18 protein-coding genes and 1 pseudogene are annotated in these 17553 nt (G+C 70.3%); 13 read left to right on the top strand and 6 right to left on the bottom strand.

Translation table 11 applies throughout. The features are described 5' to 3' along the window. Nucleotides 1–9 precede the first annotated feature (9 nt). The 4 genes from AC2W7E_RS02760 to AC2W7E_RS02745 are packed head-to-tail and all read left to right on the top strand — an operon-like array spanning nucleotide 10 to nucleotide 2966. Entirely contained in the window at nucleotides 10–531 is a 522-nt protein-coding gene (locus tag AC2W7E_RS02760; protein ID WP_025103685.1) for an RNA polymerase sigma factor, read from the top strand. Further along, the gene (locus AC2W7E_RS02755) at nucleotides 531–1514 is read left to right on the top strand and encodes a hypothetical protein (protein ID WP_485988488.1); all 984 of its coding nucleotides are present in this window, start codon (nucleotides 531–533) and stop codon (nucleotides 1512–1514) included. The genes AC2W7E_RS02760 and AC2W7E_RS02755 overlap by 1 nt, the downstream gene beginning before the upstream one ends. Next, nucleotides 1511–1981, top strand: a complete 471-nt coding sequence (locus AC2W7E_RS02750) for a hypothetical protein (RefSeq protein ID WP_485988487.1) — start codon at nucleotides 1511–1513, stop codon at nucleotides 1979–1981. The genes AC2W7E_RS02755 and AC2W7E_RS02750 overlap by 4 nt, the downstream gene beginning before the upstream one ends. Nucleotides 1982–2024: 43 nt before the next feature. Then, nucleotides 2025–2966, top strand: coding sequence for a quinone oxidoreductase family protein (locus AC2W7E_RS02745; RefSeq protein WP_485988486.1), 942 nt, complete (start codon nucleotides 2025–2027; stop codon nucleotides 2964–2966). Here the strand turns inward: AC2W7E_RS02745 and AC2W7E_RS02740 are convergent. Further along, nucleotides 2963–3610 carry a hypothetical protein gene (locus AC2W7E_RS02740; protein WP_485988485.1) on the bottom strand — a complete coding sequence of 216 codons (648 nt, stop codon included), beginning with the start codon at nucleotides 3608–3610 and terminating at the stop codon, nucleotides 2963–2965. The genes AC2W7E_RS02745 and AC2W7E_RS02740 overlap by 4 nt on opposite strands. A 168-nt stretch (nucleotides 3611–3778) precedes the next feature. Between AC2W7E_RS02740 and leuA the strand changes: the two genes are divergently transcribed. After that, nucleotides 3779–5533, top strand: a complete 1755-nt coding sequence (leuA, locus tag AC2W7E_RS02735) for a 2-isopropylmalate synthase (protein ID WP_025103680.1) — start codon at nucleotides 3779–3781, stop codon at nucleotides 5531–5533. A 73-nt stretch (nucleotides 5534–5606) separates the two neighbouring features. On the opposite strand, the gene AC2W7E_RS02730 is transcribed toward leuA, so the two are convergent. Further along, nucleotides 5607–5987 (bottom strand): VOC family protein, encoded by a 381-nt coding sequence (locus AC2W7E_RS02730; protein ID WP_126893065.1) that lies wholly within the window; start codon nucleotides 5985–5987, stop codon nucleotides 5607–5609. A gap of 66 nt (nucleotides 5988–6053) precedes the next feature. On the opposite strand from AC2W7E_RS02730, the gene AC2W7E_RS02725 reads away from it, so the two are divergent. Next, nucleotides 6054–6767 (top strand): TetR/AcrR family transcriptional regulator, encoded by a 714-nt coding sequence (locus tag AC2W7E_RS02725; protein WP_485988484.1) that lies wholly within the window; start codon nucleotides 6054–6056, stop codon nucleotides 6765–6767. A gap of 66 nt (nucleotides 6768–6833) precedes the next feature. Here AC2W7E_RS02725 and AC2W7E_RS02720 read toward each other — a convergent pair whose 3' ends face one another. Beyond that, nucleotides 6834–7526 (bottom strand): trimeric intracellular cation channel family protein, encoded by a 693-nt coding sequence (locus tag AC2W7E_RS02720; RefSeq protein ID WP_025103677.1) that lies wholly within the window; start codon nucleotides 7524–7526, stop codon nucleotides 6834–6836. Between the two features lie 34 nt (nucleotides 7527–7560). Between AC2W7E_RS02720 and recO the strand changes: the two genes are divergently transcribed. After that, the gene (recO, locus tag AC2W7E_RS02715; RefSeq protein WP_025103676.1) at nucleotides 7561–8304 is read left to right on the top strand and encodes a DNA repair protein RecO; all 744 of its coding nucleotides are present in this window, start codon (nucleotides 7561–7563) and stop codon (nucleotides 8302–8304) included. Next, entirely contained in the window at nucleotides 8301–9101 is an 801-nt protein-coding gene (locus tag AC2W7E_RS02710) for an isoprenyl transferase (protein ID WP_303708712.1), read from the top strand. The genes recO and AC2W7E_RS02710 overlap by 4 nt, the downstream gene beginning before the upstream one ends. On the opposite strand, the gene AC2W7E_RS02705 is transcribed toward AC2W7E_RS02710, so the two are convergent. After that, nucleotides 9044–9652, bottom strand: a complete 609-nt coding sequence (locus tag AC2W7E_RS02705) for a P-loop NTPase family protein (protein ID WP_485988483.1) — start codon at nucleotides 9650–9652, stop codon at nucleotides 9044–9046. The two genes, AC2W7E_RS02710 and AC2W7E_RS02705, sit on opposite strands and share 58 nt — an antisense overlap. Nucleotides 9653–9704: 52 nt before the next feature. Between AC2W7E_RS02705 and AC2W7E_RS02700 the strand changes: the two genes are divergently transcribed. Continuing rightward, complete coding sequence (locus tag AC2W7E_RS02700; protein WP_485988482.1) at nucleotides 9705–10379, top strand: DsbA family oxidoreductase; 675 nt, start codon at nucleotides 9705–9707, stop codon at nucleotides 10377–10379. A gap of 64 nt (nucleotides 10380–10443) precedes the next feature. Here the strand turns inward: AC2W7E_RS02700 and AC2W7E_RS02695 are convergent, their stop codons facing one another. Together AC2W7E_RS02695 and AC2W7E_RS02690 are read right to left on the bottom strand one after the other, a co-directional pair. Further along, nucleotides 10444–11640 carry a metallophosphoesterase family protein gene (locus tag AC2W7E_RS02695; protein WP_485988481.1) on the bottom strand — a complete coding sequence of 399 codons (1197 nt, stop codon included), beginning with the start codon at nucleotides 11638–11640 and terminating at the stop codon, nucleotides 10444–10446. A gap of 143 nt (nucleotides 11641–11783) precedes the next feature. Further along, complete coding sequence (locus AC2W7E_RS02690; protein ID WP_025103671.1) at nucleotides 11784–12278, bottom strand: glutathione peroxidase; 495 nt, start codon at nucleotides 12276–12278, stop codon at nucleotides 11784–11786. A 59-nt stretch (nucleotides 12279–12337) separates the two neighbouring features. On the opposite strand from AC2W7E_RS02690, the gene dusB reads away from it, so the two are divergent. The 4 genes and pseudogenes from dusB (at nucleotide 12338) to AC2W7E_RS02670 (ending at nucleotide 17544) form a co-directional block, all read left to right on the top strand. Continuing rightward, nucleotides 12338–13492: a tRNA dihydrouridine synthase DusB gene (dusB, locus tag AC2W7E_RS02685; protein ID WP_485988480.1), complete on the top strand. Its 1155-nt coding sequence runs from the start codon at nucleotides 12338–12340 to the stop codon at nucleotides 13490–13492. Continuing rightward, nucleotides 13482–14867, top strand: a complete 1386-nt coding sequence (locus AC2W7E_RS02680) for a deoxyguanosinetriphosphate triphosphohydrolase (protein WP_338566211.1) — start codon at nucleotides 13482–13484, stop codon at nucleotides 14865–14867. Before dusB ends, AC2W7E_RS02680 begins: the two co-directional genes overlap by 11 nt. After that, nucleotides 14867–16734: pseudogene (gene dnaG / locus AC2W7E_RS02675) on the top strand (DNA primase). The gene AC2W7E_RS02680 and the pseudogene dnaG overlap by 1 nt, the downstream one beginning before the upstream one ends. A gap of 36 nt (nucleotides 16735–16770) precedes the next feature. Next, nucleotides 16771–17544 carry an ATP-binding cassette domain-containing protein gene (locus tag AC2W7E_RS02670; RefSeq protein ID WP_485988479.1) on the top strand — a complete coding sequence of 258 codons (774 nt, stop codon included), beginning with the start codon at nucleotides 16771–16773 and terminating at the stop codon, nucleotides 17542–17544. The last annotated feature ends 9 nt before the right edge of the window (nucleotides 17545–17553 follow it).

Here is a 17553-nt window from a genome sequence, read left to right as displayed (position 1 = left end):
CCCACCGACATGATCGGCCGCGGCGAAGACCCGAGCTCGCTGCGGAACGAGGTCTTCACACGAGTGTTCGACGAGCACTGGGCGACGGTGCGCCACCACATCGAGGGCGTCGTCCCCGATGACGACGAGGTCAGTGAGATCGTGTCGGAGGTGTTCCTCGTCGCGTGGTCACGACTGCGCCCGACCCGTCCCCCCGGGAAGGTCTGGCTGCTCCGACAGACGGACCGCCACCTTCGTGCCCGCGCTCGGCGTTCTCCCACCGCGCACGGTGCGATCGATGCCGTGCACGCGGGGCTCTCCGGCGACCCGGAGACCCTCGGCGGGTTCGGCCGCAGCGAAGTCCTCCGAGCTTTGGGTGTCCTCACTCCCGGGCAACGGCGTATCATCATGCTCACGTACTGGGATGGACTCGCGGTGGGGGAGATTGCGGAGCTGCTGCGCGCTTCGGAGTCCCGGGTGCGGAAGACGCTGGCGCGGGCCGAGGAACGGCTGCGCGCCACGCTGGGACTGGAGGAGACGGGGAGTGCGTGATGCCTGAGAATGCCCTGCTCGAGCGCGTGCTCGTCGAGGCCGATCCCGCGCGCACGCCGCGCGACGCCGAGCCGGACGCGCGCGCGATCGCCGCGCGCGACCGCATCATCCGGTCCGCTCCCGCGCCGCAGCGCCGCCGGCGGACCCGGACGATCGGCTGGGCCGCAGGGCTGACCGCCGCCGCCGCGGCGGTCGCCATCGCCTTCGCGGCCCTCACTCCGCCGCAGTCCGCCGTCGCGGGTACTCCGTCGCCGCTGGTCTTCGAGAGCACCGGCTCTCTGAGCGACATCGTGGCCGACGCGGAGACCGAGCTGACGGTGTTCGCGCCGCCCGCCGACCCGGAGCGCTCGGTGCGGACCGCGTCCTGGTCGTTCAACGCGGAGATGGACACGGGGCGCACCGAGGTCATGCCGCAGTTCTCGACGTTCACCTGGCGGGAAGACCTCTCCGGGGAAGCCCTCGCCATCAACGGCGTCCCCTACGATCCCGAGGACGCGGTCGCGAACGGCGACTCCGAGATCGTGAGCAGCGGCGAGGTGGCCTCGCGCGTGACCTTCGCCCCCGGCGAGTTCGAGACCCCGGTCGTCGCCGCGCCGGGGGAGTCCGCCGCCGACGTGCGGGCGCTCCTGGAGGCGTTCGGCATGCCGGACGACCCGACGGCCTTCGAGGTGGTGACCGCCCTCACCTCGGTCTTCGGTCAGTGGACGCTCACCAACGCGCAGCACGCCGAGGTGTTGACGCTCATCGAGGCCTCCGGAGGAGCGCAGGCGCTCGGCGAGTCCACCGACCGCCTCGGGCGTCCTGTCGCCGGTATCCGCGTGCTGTCCGCGGACGGCATCGTGAGCGACGACCTTCTGGTGTCCCTCGACACCGGCCGCATCGTCGGCATCGAGCGAACCGTCCTGAAGGACGACGGCGTCTTCCCGGCCGGTGCGGTCGTGGACTACCGGATGTGGGACATCCCTGAGGAGGTCGTGCAATGAAGCACTCGCGCCCGCTGACCGCGGTTCTCGTGGCCCTGGCTCTCGTCGTGACCGGCGGCCCCGCCGTCGCGGCAGCCGAGGAGCCCGTCGATCCCCAGCTCTCCCAGTTGCTCGAAGAGGTTCCCGGCGGTGTGGTGACCGACGGCGGCAGCGCCGTCTGGCCGAAACTCGACATGGAGTATCGACCGGCCCCGGCGTCGTCGCGGGTCGCGGCGCGCTCCGTCGGCTCCTGCGCGACCGGGCGGATCTGCGCGTACAACGCCTCCAACCTCGGCGGTGGCATGCTGAGCTGGGGGAGCTGCACCACCATCACCATCCCGTCGTCGTTCGCCACACGTTCCGCGGCGAACGCGCGGACCTCGGGGTACATGCAGGTGCGTAACGGGGCCTCGGTGCTCGCGACCGTCAACGCCAATGCCTGGGGCAACGTCTCGGGTTCCGCGACCAACATCCGCTGCTTCCTCTGAGAGCCGGGGCGGGCCGGTACAGGAGACGATGAGGGGCGAGGGCATGGCGAAGCACTGGGTGGCGACGACGGCCGGGCCTCCCGATTCGTGGGCTTTCGAGGAGTACGTGCCCGCGCCGCCGCGCCGGGGCGAGGTCACGATCCGGGTGCGCGCCGCCGGGGTGAATCCGGCCGACGCGAAGCATGTGGCGGCCGCTCGGCCGGGGCTCGAGTTCCCGGTCGCCATCGGGTACGAGGTCTCGGGTGAGCTCGTGGCGATCGGCCCCGGGACCCGCATCGGCTCGGGCGACGCCGGGGTCGGCGACGAGGTCGTGGCCTTCCGCGTCCGGGGCGGGTACGCGACGGAGCTCACGGTGCCGGCTGCCACGGTCTTCGCGAAGCCGACGACGCTCGCGCACCCCGAGGCGGCGAACCTCCTGCTCGTCGGCACGACCGCTGCCGAGATGCTCGCCGTCACCGGGGCGGCCCCCGGGGAGACGATCTTGCTGCACGGAGCGTCCGGTGCGGTGGGTGTCAGCGTGCTGCAGCAAGCCCGGCTGCGGGACGTCCGGGTCATCGGCACGGCGAGCCCGGAGCGTTTCGACGAGGTGCGGCGGTTCGGCGGCATCCCCGTGGCCTACGGTGCCGGGCTCGCGGAACGGGTGCGCGCGCTGGCGGACGGTCCGGTCGCCGCGGCTCTCGATGCGGTGGGGACCGACGAAGCCGTCGACGTCTCCCTGAGCCTGGTGGCGGACCGCCGGAGGATCGTCACGATCGCGAACCCGTCGCGGGCGTCCGCCGAGGGTTTCCTCGCGATCGCCGGGTCGATGCCGGAGAGCGCCCGGTTCCGCGACGAGGTGCGCAGCGAACTCCTCGCTCTGGCGCAGAACGGCGACCTCATGGTCCCTGTGGCACGGACTTTCCCGCTGACCGAGGCGCCGGAGGCCCATCGCCTCCTCGCCACCGGGCACCCGGGCGGCAAGCTCGCGCTGATCCCCGAGGGCTAGCCGCTCTCTTGCAATGCCGAGGTCACGATGACGACGCCCTCGCCGTACTCCTCATCCGCGGCGTTCTGCAGGGAACCGTCATCCCAGACGACCTGGAGCCAGACGTAGCCGCGATCGGTGGACAGCGCGAGAGCCTCCGCGCCGAGGCGGCCGGCGATGTCGTTCTGCACGCGGTCGAGCTCCTCCGCCGTGCTGGTGCCGTCCACGCCGCCGGTGGGGTCCTCCGGCGCCATCGGATCGTACAGCGCGAGGAGAGCGGGCGGCGCGGTCACCGTGAATCGCTCGCCGTCCCAGGCACCGGTGACCGCATAGGCCCCCCACTGCGTCTCTCCGGACGTCTCGCGGCCGTCCACGCCGTCCCAGCTCCACCCGTCGAGCGGCACACCGTCGCACTGCGGGGGATACGACTCGCGGATCGCGCCGAGGCACAGCCGGACATCCCCGGACTCGTCGAGAACGGTTCCGGTGCCGACCACGGGGCCTGTCGGTGGCGCGGGCTCCGCCTCCTCCCAGCGCGTGTCTGACGGCACCGTCGTGCTCGTCGGCGGTGCGGACGCTCCCGGGGCGGTGGTGCAGCCGGCCAGGAGCAGCAGAGCCGTCGCGGCGCCGACGGCGAGGGGAAAGCGATCGCGGAAGGACCTCATACCGACCAGTGTCGCGCGTGCACGGATCGTCTCAGGTGCTAGCATGACCACATGCCTTTCGGCGGTCTGCTTCTTCTTAGCTGCCGCGACGAGTCCTAGAGCTAGGGCCTTCCTCGTCGCGGCGCTTGTGTTGGCCCGTTCATTGTGACGAAGAGAAGAAGCCCCATCATGCAGAACACCCAGCGCCCGTCCGCGATGCCGATCCACAAGTACCGGCCCTTCCACGAGCAGATCGCCGTCCACCTGCCTGACCGCACCTGGCCCGACGCCCGCATCACCGAGGCGCCCCGCTGGTGCGCGGTCGATCTCCGCGACGGCAACCAGGCTCTCATCGACCCCATGTCGCCCGAGCGCAAGCGCGTCATGTTCGAGCTGCTCGTCGGCATGGGCTACAAGGAGATCGAGGTCGGCTTCCCCTCGGCGAGCCAGACCGACTTCGACTTCGTGCGTCAGCTGATCGAGGAGAACCTCATCCCGGATGACGTCACGATCCAGGTCCTGACGCAGGCGCGCGAGCACCTGATCGCCCGCACCTACGAGGCCATCGCCGGTGCGAAGCAGGCCATCGTCCATCTCTACAACTCCACGAGCGTTCTGCAGCGCGAGGTCGTCTTCCGTACCGACAAGCAGGGCATCATCGACATCGCGCTCGAGGGCGCCCGGCTGTGCCGCCGGTTCGAGAAGACGATCCCGGACACGCAGGTGTACTACGAGTACTCCCCGGAGAGCTACACCGGCACCGAGCTGGAGTTCGCGGTCGACGTCTGCAACCAGGTCATCGAGATCTTCGAGCCCACGCCGGACCGCAAGGTCATCATCAACCTCCCCGCGACGGTGGAGATGGCGACGCCGAACGTCTACGCCGACTCGATCGAGTGGATGAGCCGTCACCTGAACCACCGGGAGAACGTGATCCTGTCGCTCCACCCGCACAACGACCGCGGTACCGCGATCGCCGCGGCCGAGCTGGGGTACATGGCCGGAGCCGACCGCATCGAGGGGTGCCTGTTCGGCAACGGGGAGCGCACGGGCAACGTCGACCTCGTCGCGCTCGGCATCAACATGTTCACGCAGGGCATCGATCCGCAGATCGACTTCAGCGACATCGACCAGGTCAAGCGCACGGTCGAGTACTGCAACCAGCTGCCGGTGCCCGAGCGCAGCCCGTGGGCCGGTGACCTCGTCTTCACGGCGTTCAGCGGCTCGCACCAGGACGCCATCAAGAAGGGCTTCGAGGCCATGGCCGCCAGGGCCGAGGCGCAGGGCGTGACGGTCGACGAGATCGAATGGGCCGTGCCGTATCTGCCCGTCGACCCGAAGGACCTCGGTCGCTCCTACGAGGCCGTCATCCGCGTGAACTCCCAGTCGGGCAAGGGCGGCGTCGCGTACCTGCTCAAGTCCGACCACGCGATCGACCTGCCGCGCAAGCTCCAGATCGAGTTCTCCGGGGTCGTGCAGGCCAAGACGGATGCCGAGGGCGGCGAGGTCACCAGCGAGCAGATCTGGTCGATCTTCACCGACGAGTACCTGCCCGCCGTGGACACCGAGGCGAAGTGGGGCCGGTTCGAACTGCTCGCCACGCAGACCCGGAGCGACATGTCCGGCGACGTCGTGCTCGACGTCGTGCTGCGGGACGACGACCAGGAGGTCTCCGTGTCGGGCAACGGCAACGGTCCGGTCGCCGCGTTCGTCGAGGTGCTGCGTGGTCAGGGCTTCGACATCACGGTCTACGACTACGTGGAGCACGCTCTCAGTGCCGGTGGGGACGCGCAGGCCGCGGCCTACGTCGAGCTGCAGGTGGGCGATCAGCGCCTGTGGGGCGTCGGCATCGACGGCGACATCTCCACCGCATCGCTCAAGGCGATCGTCTCGGGTGTGAACCGTTCGATCCGCAGCCGTCAGCAGGAGCTGGCCGCCGTCTGATCCTGGTTCGAATCGCGCGATCGGTCGTCTCCGGCCGCCGGATGGGGCCAGTCGCGCGATTCGAAGCGGGGGATCAGTCCACCCACTGCACCAGCTGCCAGATGAGGCCGTTGGGGTCGGCGAACTGGCAGTACCGCTCGCCCCAGGGTTCGGTCTCGGGAGGGGTGACCACGCGAGCGCCCGCGGCGGCGATCCGGGCGAACTCCTGGTCGATCTCGTCGACGACGAAGACGATCAGAGTTCCCTGACCGGCGGATCCGGCGATCTCCTCCGGGCGGAACGTCGACAGCCCCGTCTCGAGGAAGATGACGTTCGGCACCGGCCCCGGGTGCTGCAACGAGACGAAGCCCTCCGCGGACATCGCCTCCTCGAACCCGAAGTGCGTCATGGCGAAGGCGGCGGAGGCGGCGACGTCGGGGACGTTGAGCGAGAGGGCGGTCTGCGTGATGTTCACGGTTCTCCTTATTTAAAGTCTGTACAGCGTATAGTGTTAAGGCGTGAGCGGTCTAGGCTATTCCCGATGACCAAGAACCTCGTCGATCTGCTCTGGCGGCACAGCCCCGTGGCTCCCGCGACCCCACAGCGCGGACCGAAGGCGCGTCATTCGACGGATGACGTGGTCGACCGCGCTGTCGTGTTGGCTGACGCCGACGGGCTCGGCGCGGTGACCATCCGGTCTCTCGCGCAGAGCCTCGACCTGACGCCGATGTCGATCTACACGCACGTCAACAGCCGCGCCGACCTGCTCGTCCTGATGGCGGACGCGATGCACGCCAGGATGCTCGTCGCGTCTGTGCAGGCCTCCGGATGGCGTGCGGCGGTTCGGGCGATCGCCGAGGACAACCTGCGCCTCTTCCGCACCCACCCGTGGCTCATCGATGTCCGGGATCCGCGGGTCGCACTCGGCCCCGGCACCATCGCCAAGTACGACCGGGAGCTCCACGCCTTCGACGGCCTCGGCCTCGGCGCCGTGGAGCGCGACGCGGCGTTGAGCTTCGTGCTGGACTTCACCCTCTCCGCGGCGGCCCGCATGCGGGAGCAGCAGAGTGCCGAGTCGTTCGCGGCTTCCTGGGCGGAGGCGGCACCGCGTCTGGCGGCCTACCTGGGCGACGACCTGCCGCTCGCCCGGTCGGTGGGCCAGGCTGCCGGCGAAGCCATGGGCGCGCCCTACGACGCTCGAACGGCGTGGGAGTTCGGCCTCGCGCGCGTGATCGATGGGCTCGCCGCCACCTGATCGTCGTTCGAATCGCGCGATTGGTCGTATTCAGCGGCGGGATGGAGCCAATCGGGCGATTCGAAGTCAGTCCTGGGGCTTCACGATCGGGATGGCACCGGTCTCGGCGGCGACCTTGCGGCGGTAGAGACGGCGCTGCTCGGGAAGCGAAACATCGAACGTCACGGCGAGGATCCGGATCACGGCGGTCACGACGATGCCGATGACGGCCGCGAGGGGGATGGGCATCCCGACGGCGTTCGCCACGACGATGAACGTGCATCCGGCGGCCGCGGCCACGGCATACAGCGAGCCGACGTGCATGATCGCCGTCGGCAGGCCCATCAGCATGTCGCGGAGCACACTCCCGCCGACTGCGGCGCAGACCCCGATGAACACCGCGGGCACTTCCGGGATGCCGAAGGCGAGCGCCTTGCTCGTCCCGAAGGCGCCGAACATGCCGATCACGACGGCGTCCAGCACCACGATCGCGGTGTTGAGCCGCGTGAAGAGTCCGGCCAGCAGCATGCCGAGCAGGGCGGCACCCGCGGCCGTGACCAGGTACCACTGGTTCTGCAGGGTGGCGGGCGTCTGTCCGAGCAGGATGTCGCGGATGAGACCGCCGCCCATGCCGATCATGATCCCGATGATCGCGACGCCCAGCCAGTCGAGCCGGCGCTGGCCCTGGAATCCGGCGGCGAACATCGCGCCCTGCACTCCGCCGAGGCCGACGCCGAGGAGGTCCGCCCACAGCGGAATGGTGAAGAGCGGTTCGGTCACGCGTCCATTGTCGCGCACGGAGGATAATCGAAGGGTGCCCACCTACCGAGACGAAGCGGTGATCCTGCGCACCCACAAGCTGGGCGAGGCGGATCGCATCGTCACGATGCTGTCCCGGCGGCACGGCAAGGTGCGCGCGGTGGCCAAGGGCGTGCGGCGCACCTCGTCGAAGTTCGGCTCCCGCCTCGAGCCGTTCATGGTCGCCGACGTGCAGCTCTACGAAGGCCGCTCGCTCGACATCGTGCAGCAGGCTGAGTCGCTCGGAGCCTACGGCACGGACATCGCCGCACACTACGACCGGTTCACCGCCGCGAACGCCATGGTCGAGACGGCGGATCGGCTCAGCGACGCCGAGGCCACCCCGGAGCAGTACCTCCTGCTCGTCGGAGGGTTGCGGGCGCTGTCCCGCGGCGAGCACGCCCCGCGCAGCATCCTCGATTCGTACCTGCTGCGGGTCATGTCCCTCTCGGGGTGGGCGCCGTCCCTCGAGGACTGCGCGCGCTGCGGAGCTCCGGGGCCGCACTCCGTCTTCGTCGCGCAGCTGGGCGGCCTGGTCTGCCACGCCGATGCACCCGCCGGGAGCCCGCGGATCGCCGAGAAGACCCTGACACTGCTGCGCGCGCTGATCCGCGGCGACTGGGACCTCATCGACGCGGCCCCGCACGCCGACACCGCCGCCGCCTCGGGTCTCGTCGCGGCGTACGCCCAGTGGCACCTGGAGCGGGGCATCCGCTCGCTCGCGCACGTGTCGTCCACCCCCGGAGAAGGAGCACGGTGAGCCCGAAGCCCTACACGCACAAGGACGCCGTGCCGTATCGGCCGATCGACTGGACCGGCGTGTACCCGCCCGCGTTCCCGGCCGTCCCGGAGCACGTCGCCATCGTCATGGACGGCAACGGGCGCTGGGCGAACCGCCGGGGCCTCAACCGCATCGAGGGCCACAAGGCCGGGGAGGAGGTGCTGCTCGACGTCGTCGCCGGCGCGATCCAGGCGGGCGTGAAGCACCTCTCCGTCTATGCGTTCTCCACCGAGAACTGGGCCCGTTCCCCCGAGGAGGTCCGCTTCCTCATGGGGTACAACCGCGATGTGCTGCACCGGCGCCGCGATCAGCTCAACGAGTGGGGTGTGCGTGTGCGGTGGGCGGGGCGCAAGCCGCGCCTGTGGGGCAGCGTCATCAAGGAGCTGCAGTACGCCGAGCAGCTCACCCGCGACAACGACGTGCTCACCCTCACCATGTGCGTGAACTACGGCGGTCGGGTCGAGCTCGTCGACGCGATGCGGGCCATCGCGGCCGATGTCGCGGCCGGGCGGGTGAAGCCCAACGCGATCAGCGAGAAGACGATCCGTCGTCACCTCTACATCCCCGACATGCCGGACGTGGACCTCTTCCTGCGCAGCTCGGGGGAGCAGCGCACCTCCAACTTCCTGCTGTGGCAGTCGGCCTACGCCGAGATGGTGTTCCTCGACACGCTGTGGCCGGACTTCTCGCGCGAGGAGCTCTGGCGCGCGATCGGGGTCTACCTCTCCCGCGACCGACGCTTCGGCGGCGCCGTGGACACCCCGACCTCGGCCTGAGCCCGCAGCCAGCGCTCCGTCTCGCGCGGATGCGTCAGCCGCACGATCGTGAGGTGGGGGAAGCGCTCCTGCACCGCGGGAAAGCGCTCGGACCAGGTTCGCAGCGTCTTCGTCTGCCAGGCCAGGATGCTCTCCTCCGGCGGGGCCCCCAGCATCCGCCAGATCGGCTTCTCGACGTTGCCGTTCCACATCCGGGTGCGGAGGATGCTGCGGCTGAGGGTGCGCCGGAGCAGACGCGACCGCACCACGTGGTACGGGTAGTCGAGCCAGAGCGCGAGCTCCGCCCTCGGGGTGAGGATCTCGTCGGTGCCCTTGCTCGTGTACTGCCATTCGGTCACCCAGCGCTCCTCCGCCGCGAAGGCGCGCACATCGTCGAGGAACTCCGCCCGCGGGGTCCAGTCCGGGCCGTGGAACAGGCCGTCGATCTCCACGTGACGGAGGTCCCAGAGGGCGGCGAGCCGTCGGGACAGAGTCGTCTTCCCCGACCCGGTGACGCCCGCGACGAGCACCCGTGCGGGCCGGAAGGGCAGGGGATCGTCGGCGGAGAGCATCCGAGGATTCTACTGACGGAATACGCCGGACGCCCGAGCGGTTGTCCCCGGTGTGACTGAACCCATCGCCATCGACATCTGGTCCGACATCGCCTGCCCCTGGTGCTACATCGGCAAGCGCAACCTCGAGAAGGGTCTCGAAGCGGTCGCAGCCGACGAGGACGCTCCGCAGGTCACGGTCACCTTCCACTCCTTCGAGCTCTCCCCGGACACCCCGGTCGACTTCGACGGTGACGAGATCGACTTCCTCTCCGGGCACAAGGGGATGCCGCGGACGCAGGTCGAGCAGATGCTGGCCAACGTCACGAACGTCGCCGCGAACGCAGGCCTGCAGTACCGGTTCGACCTGCTGCAGCACACGAACACCGTGAAGGCGCACGAGCTGCTGCACTTCGCGAAGGCCGAGGGCCGCCAGCACGAGATGGAGGAGCGGCTCATGTCCGCCTACTTCACCGAGGGCAAGCACGTCGGACGCATCGGCGACCTCGTCGCCCTCGCCGCCGAGGTGGGCCTCGATGCCGATCGCGCCCGCGCCGCACTCGAGAGCGAGCAGTACCTCGCCGACGTCCGCCAGGACCAGGCGCAGGCTCGCGCCTACGGGATCCAGGGGGTGCCGTTCTTCGTGGTCGACGGTCAGTACGGCATCAGTGGCGCGCAGCCGCCGGCGGCGTTCGAGAACGTGATCCGCGACCTCTGGGCGCAGCGCAGCGCGGCCGTCGAGGCCTGACCCGCATCGACAGACGACGGCGGGGACCCCGGGTCGGGGGTCCCCGCCGTTCTGCTGCCCGGGCTCAGAGGCGCTGCTGGCGCGGCCCGAGGGGGAGCGGCTCCATCGGCTGATCGTTCGCCGTCAGGTCGATGCCGAGGTCCCGCGCATAGACGACGCGCGTGGCGATCGTGACCTCCTCGCCGGCCTCCGTCAGCTCGAACACCCGGCCGCCCCGGAGGCGATTGCGCTCCGCGCCGGCCAGACCGTAGGCGCCGAAGCCGGTGCCGGGAGCGTATCCGAGCATCACGCCGTAGTAGTCGCCCATGTAGTCGTTGACATGGTCGTGGCCGACGAACACGCCCTTCACGTCGCCGCGCTCGAGGATCGCGTTGAACATCCCCGAGTTGAACGGCCCGGGGCACTCGTCCTCGTTGCGCTCCCCGACGATGCCGTGGCGGGCCCTGCCGCGGGCGGCGTCGGCCGCCGTGCGGGTGTCCACACCGCCCCACCACATGAAGCGGTGCTCCCACAGGGCGATGTGGAGGAACATCAGGCCCGGGACCTTGCGCCCTCGGCGCTGCTCCAGCCGCTGCGACTGGTCGCGGTACCAGGCGACCTGGTCCATGCGCAGCCAATCCCATGCCGGATAGCCGGCGAAGTCCTGGCCGTCGATGGCGTCCGGCGCGTAGCGGCCCGAGTCCATCAGCCAGAGCGCGAAGGCCTCCCGGTTCTTCTTCGCGGCGGAGCCGATCGTCACGATCGTGTTGCTCGTGCCCGTCACGCCGCGCGTGTTGTCGGCGTTCACGTTGTACTCGTACGACCGGTAGATCTGCAGCATCCCTGCCTCATCGACGCCGGACTGCGGCAGCGAGTCCTCGTCGTGGTTGCCGTAGGTGACCGCCCACGGGATGCGACGGGACTCCATCGGCATGACGACGTTGTTGATCGCCTGCTTCACCGCCAGCCGCGTCTCGCACCCGCCCGTGATCACATCGCCGTTGATGACCACGAAGTCCGGCTTCTCCTGGTCGAGCACCTTCTCCATCAGCTCGACGGTGCGGCGGTCGGTGAGCTCGTCGTCCTGCGTGTCGTTGAACTGCACGACCTTGAAGGTGCCGTCCGCGCGGAAGCGCAGGTTGCGCGCCTGGGCCGCGCCGGGCGATGCCGGGACGGTCACCGCGGCGGCGGGAGCGGCTCCGAGGGGGAGGGCGGTGCCGAGCGCGCCGAGCGCTCCGGCCGTGAGGACAGTTCGCCGGCTGAGGGGCAGTCGGTCGGGCATTCGTGGTCTCCTTCGTCGTCGGCGCGTGTCGCCGCGGTGAGACTAGGGACGCCAGATGTCCGCGGAGAGACCGGACGGTGAACGAGGGCGGCCTCGTCGAGCGCCGGGACGCGGTGCGCGCGTGACGCGGAGGTGAACGACGCTCAGCGGGGGAGCGCCGCCTCGATCGCCTGGACGATCTCCGGCGCATCGGGCTTCTGCTTCGGGCGGAAGCGCAGCACATCCCCGTCCGGGAGCACCAGGAACTTTTCGAAGTTCCACTCGACGCGGCCGGCCTTGCCGCCGGCATCCGGCGTCTCCTTGAGAGCCTTGTACAGCTCGGCGGCGTTCTTGCCGTTGACCTTGACCTTATCGTTCACCGGGAAGGAGACGCCGTACGTCGTGGAGCAGAACTCGAGGATCTCGTCGACCGAACCGGGCTCCTGGCCGAAGAACTGGTTGCAGGGGAAGCCGACAACGGTGAAGCCGCGGTCGCCGAACCGGCGCTGCAGCTCCTCCAGCTGCTCGTACTGCGGGGTGAGCCCGCACTTCGAGGCGACGTTCACCACGAGCACCACGTCGGCGCCGAGATCGTCCAGAGTCTTCTGCTGGCCCTGGGCGTCGGTGAAGGGGATGGAACGGAGGGCGGGATCGGTCATATGCACAGCTTAGGTCGCCGCATCCCCACCGGCTCCGGGTCTGGGAGAATGGACACGCCATGACTGTCGCCACCGCCCCCGCCCGCCCCCTCCGCATCGGCCCGATCGACCTCGACGTGCCGGTCGTCCTCGCGCCGATGGCCGGGATCACGAACACGGCTTTCCGACGCCTGTGCCGGGAGTACGGGGCCGGCCTCTACGTGAGCGAGATGATCACCTCGCGCGCGCTGGTCGAACGCAACGAGACCACGATGCGTCTCATCCGGCACCATGAGTCCGAGACGCCGCGCTCCATCCAGCTCTACGGCGTCGATCCGAAGACCATCGCCGAGGCCGTCCGCATCATCGTCGCGGAAGACCACGCCGATCACATCGACCTCAACTTCGGCTGCCCGGTCCCCAAGGTCACGCGCAAGGGCGGCGGTGCGGCGCTGCCGTGGAAGTCGAAGCTCTTCGCCGACATCGTCGATCAGGCCGTCGAGGCCGCCGGCGACATCCCGCTCACCGTCAAGATGCGCAAGGGCATCGACCGGGACCACCTCACCTTCCTCGACGCCGGACGTGCCGCGGAGGATGCCGGAGCCGCCGCCGTGGCGCTGCACGCCCGGACCGCGAGCGAGTTCTACTCCGGTCACGCCGACTGGAGTGCGATCGGCGAGCTCAAGCAGGCCGTGACCAGCATTCCCGTGCTGGGCAACGGCGACATCTGGTCGGCCGACGACGCCGTGCGCATGATGGCGGAGACCGACTGCGACGGGGTCGTCGTCGGCCGCGGGTGCCTGGGCCGCCCGTGGCTGTTCGGACAGCTGGCTCTCGCCTTCGGGGGCGAGGGCAAGACGGTCGACGCGACCCTCGGTTTCGTCGCCGACGCCTTCCGCCGGCACGCGGAGCTGCTCGTCGAGTTCTTCGAGGACGAGGACCGCGGCTGCCGCGACATCCGCAAGCACGTGTCTTGGTACTTCAAGGGCTACCCGGTGGGCGGCGACATCCGCACGGGCCTCGCCACCGCGTCGAGCCTGCAGGAGATCGACGACCTGCTGGGCCGACTCGACCGTGCGGCTCCGTACCCCGGCGCGGACGCCGAAGGGCAGCGCGGCCGCGCGGGACACCCGAAGAAGACGGCCCTTCCGGAGAAGTGGCTGGAGTCGCGCGAGCTCGCCTCGTCGGCGTCGGAGATGATGCGTGGAGCGGAGATCGAGAACAGTGGCGGATGACCCCCGGGTCGGCGCGCGCGCCGACGGCTATGACCCGCGCGACGCGGAGCGCTTCATCGCGGAGACCCATCGTTCCGAGCGGGACGACTTCGCCCGCGACCGCGCGCGCGTGCTGCACTCGGCGGCTCTGCGGCGGCTCGCCGCGAAGACGCAGGTGCTCAGCCCCGCCAGCACGGCCGACTTCGCCCGCAACCGTCTGACCCACTCGCTCGAGGTCGCGCAGGTCGGCCGGGAGCTCGCCGCGGCGCTCGGGGTCTCCGCGGACGTGGTGGACACCGCGTGTCTGAGCCATGACCTCGGCCACCCGCCGTTCGGTCACAACGGCGAGCGGGCGCTGAACGAGTGGGCGGCGGCCATCGGCGGCTTCGAGGGCAACGCCCAGTCGCTGCGCATCCTCACCCGGCTGGAGGCGAAGGTGCTCGACGCCGAAGGCTCCTCCGTCGGCCTGAACCTCACGCGGGCGAGTCTCGACGCGACCTGCAAGTATCCGTGGACCGTCGACAGCCCCGTCCCCGACCCGGGGGGTCGGCTCAAGTTCGGCGTGTACCCGGAGGACGAGGCCGTGTTCCGCTGGATGCGCGACGGAGCACCGGGGCGGCTGCGTTGCATCGAGGCCGAGATCATGGACCTCTCCGACGACATCGCCTACTCGGTGCACGACTTCGAGGACGCGATCGTCAACGGCTACGTCGACGTCGCGCAGCTCGCCGACCCGGCGGCGCACGAGGCCCTGCTCAGCCGGATCCAGCAGTGGGTCGGCTACGACTTCACGCGCGACGAACTCGCCGACGCCCTCTACCGGCTCGCCTCGCAGCCGATGTGGCTCGCGTCCTTCGATCGTTCCCGACAGGATCTCGCCCGGCTCAAGAACCTCACCAGCGACCTCATCGGCCGGTTCGCGCGCGCGGCGGTCTCGGCCACCCGGGAGGCCTTCGGGGGCACGCGCCTGGTCCGCTACAACGCGCACGTGATCGTGCCCCGCGTCGTCGAGGTCGAGATCGCGGTTCTCAAGGGGATCATGGGTCAGGCGATCGTCACGATCGATGCCAGGAAGGGCGTCTACAAGGAGCAGCGCCGAGTGCTGAAGCGCTTGGCCGACGCCCTGTGGTCGACCGACACCCTGTGGTCGGCCGGCGCGGATGTGCTGGAGCCCGCGTTCGCCGCCGACTTCGTCGCCGCCGAGAGCGACGCGGAGCGGGCGCGGGTCGTCGTGGATCAGATCGCGAGCCTGACCGATCAGAGTGCGATCGACTGGCACAACCGCCTGGTCGGGGAGATCGACCCGGCGGAGGTCGGCATCTGGACGCCGCGTCATGCGCGCCCCGGCGCGCGCACGCCTGTCGAGAGGCGGCCCGTCGCAGAAGGCGCCCGCTGATGCCCCGCATCCGGCAGGCCGACGTCGACGAGGTCAAGGCCCGCACCAACATCGCGGACATCGTGGGGGAGCGCGTCGCCCTCAAATCGGCGGGGGTCGGGTCCCTCAAGGGACTGTGCCCGTTCCACGACGAGAAGAGCCCCAGCTTCCACGTGCGTCAGCAGGTCGGCTACTACCACTGCTTCGGCTGCGGGGAGTCGGGCGACGTGTACTCCTTCCTCCGCGCGATGGACCACGTGAGCTTCACGGAGGCGGTCGAGCGTCTCGCGGGCCGCATCGGCTACACCCTGCATTACGAGGACGGAGGTGCGGCGCCGGAGACCAGTGGCCGCAGCCGGCTGTACGCGGCGAACACGGCCGCGGCGGAGTTCTTCCGGTCCCAGCTCCTGTCGCCGGATGCGGAGGCGGCCCGCCGGTTCCTCGGGGAGCGCGGCTTCGACGCCGGGGCGGCTGCGCACTTCGGCGTCGGCTTCGCCCCTCGGGGATGGGACGGCATGCTCAAGGCGCTGACCGCCCAGGGCTTCACGCGCGAGGAGCTGAGCACCGCAGGACTCGTCTCCACGGGCCAGCGCGGTGTGTACGACCGGTTCCGCGGCCGCCTCGTCTGGCCGATCCGCGACGTGTCGGGGCAGACCATCGGCTTCGGCGCCCGCAAGCTGTTCGATGACGACCAGGGCCCCAAGTACCTCAACACCCCCGAGACCCCGATCTACAAGAAGGCCCAGGTGCTCTACGGGCTCGACCTCGCCAAGCGCGACATCGCCCGCGGCGACCCGCGCCGGGTCGTGGTCGTCGAGGGCTACACCGATGTGATGGCCTGCCACCTCGCCGGGCTCACGACCGCGGTCGCGACCTGCGGCACCGCGTTCGGCGCCGAGCACATCAAGGTGCTCCGCCGGGTCATGGGCGACGACAACGCGTCCGGTGAGGTGGTGTTCACCTTCGACGGCGACGAGGCGGGACAGAAGGCCGCGCTGCGGGCGTTCACGGAGGACGACCGGTTCAACGCACAGACCTTCGTCGCGGTCGCCCCGGACGGCCTCGACCCGTGCGACCTCCGGCTGCAGCGCGGGGACGCGGCGGTGCGCGGCCTCATGGACGCGAAGCAGCCGATGTTCGAGTTCGCCATCGACCGCAAGCTCGCGGGTTTCGACCTCTCCACGGTCGAGGGCCGGGTCGGCGCCCTCCGTGCCGCGGCCCCGATCGTGGCGGAGATCCGTGACCGCCTGCTGCGCCCCGGCTACGAGCGGGTACTCGCACGCCGACTCGGCATGGACCCGACCGAGGTGCATGGGGAGGTCGAGCGCGCCGCGCGCGGTGCGCAGGCGGCCGCTCCTCAGGCCCGTCGGGAGGCCGCGCCGCGGGTCGATCCCGCCACGGGCGGGCCGGTCGTCGCGGCCGTGACGCTCGCCAGCCTGCCCCGTTCGCCCGACGTCGCCGTGGAGCGCGATGCGCTCATGGGCGCCCTGCAGTACGGTCACCAGATCGATGCGGCGCTGCTGACGCGAGCGCTCGCGGAGCCGTTCCGCACGCCCGGCCTCGATGCCGTGCGCGAGGCGGTCGCCGCCGCCCCCGATCGCAGCCGTCCCGGCTGGGTGACGGACGCGGTGAACAGCGTGCGCGAGCCGTACCGCTCGCTTGCGGGCGAGCTGCTGATGACGCCGTTCCCGGCGCGGGACGAGGCCGGCGCGGTGGCGTCGGCGACGGATCTCGCCCGACGGCTGGTGGTGCGGCAGCTCGAGCACGAGAAGCAGGAGCTGCTGGGCGCGGTCCAGCGCGTCCCTGCGGACTCCGACGGCGGCGCGCGCTGCGGGTACGACTGCGGGACATCGACGTGGAGCGGCAGCGGTTCTTCGCCGAGTCGTAACCGGAACGGTCCCGGACGAGACGGCAGGATGGATACATGCCCCGCACGCCCGAATCCTCGAATGCGATCGAGTGCTCCGATCTGGTCATCGACCGGATCGGCCACGGCACGCCCAATCGCGCGGTCGACGGCGTGACGTTCTCGCTCGCCCCCGGCGGGCTCATCTGCGTCGCGGGGCCGACCGGCTCGGGCAAGTCGACCCTCGTCGCCGCGCTCGCGGGTTCCACCGATCCCTCGGTGCGCGTCGTCGGCGGCCGGGCGCAGGTCTGCGGCATCGACATCCGTCGTCTGGGTCGTAAGCACCGCATCCTCACCTACCGCACGGGCTTCGTGCCGCAGGGTGCCGGGGCGGACCTGCCGCCGCAGCTGACGGTCAACGAGGTGATCGCGGAGCCGATCCTCATCCGGGAGAAGCGCGTCAACACCCGGGCGCTCTCCATCCGGGTGGCGACGCTCCTCGACGAGCTCCACCTGCCGCTCGGGACCGCCGCGAAGTTCCCCTACGAGCTCAGCGCGGGCATGCGACAGCGCGTCGCGATCGCCCGTTCCTTCGTGCTGGAGCCGCGGGTGCTCATCGCCGACGAGATCCTCGCGAACCTCGATCTGGAGGTGCGACCTGTCGTCTTCGACGCCATCACCCGGCGCCGCAAGGAGGAGGGGATGGCGGCACTCCTCGTCACCAACGACGCGGACTTCATCCGCGAGCTGAACGCGGAGACGCTCATGCTGCGCGGGGGCCACGTCGTCGCGCGGGGCGTCGGCAAGGACCTGCTCTGGGTGCCGAATGCGGAGTCGGATTCCCGCCGCTGAGCGCGACAC

The organism is Microbacterium sp. CFSPD4_SD4 (assembly GCF_057364585.1).
This window is presented reverse-complemented; position numbering and strand designations above follow the sequence as displayed.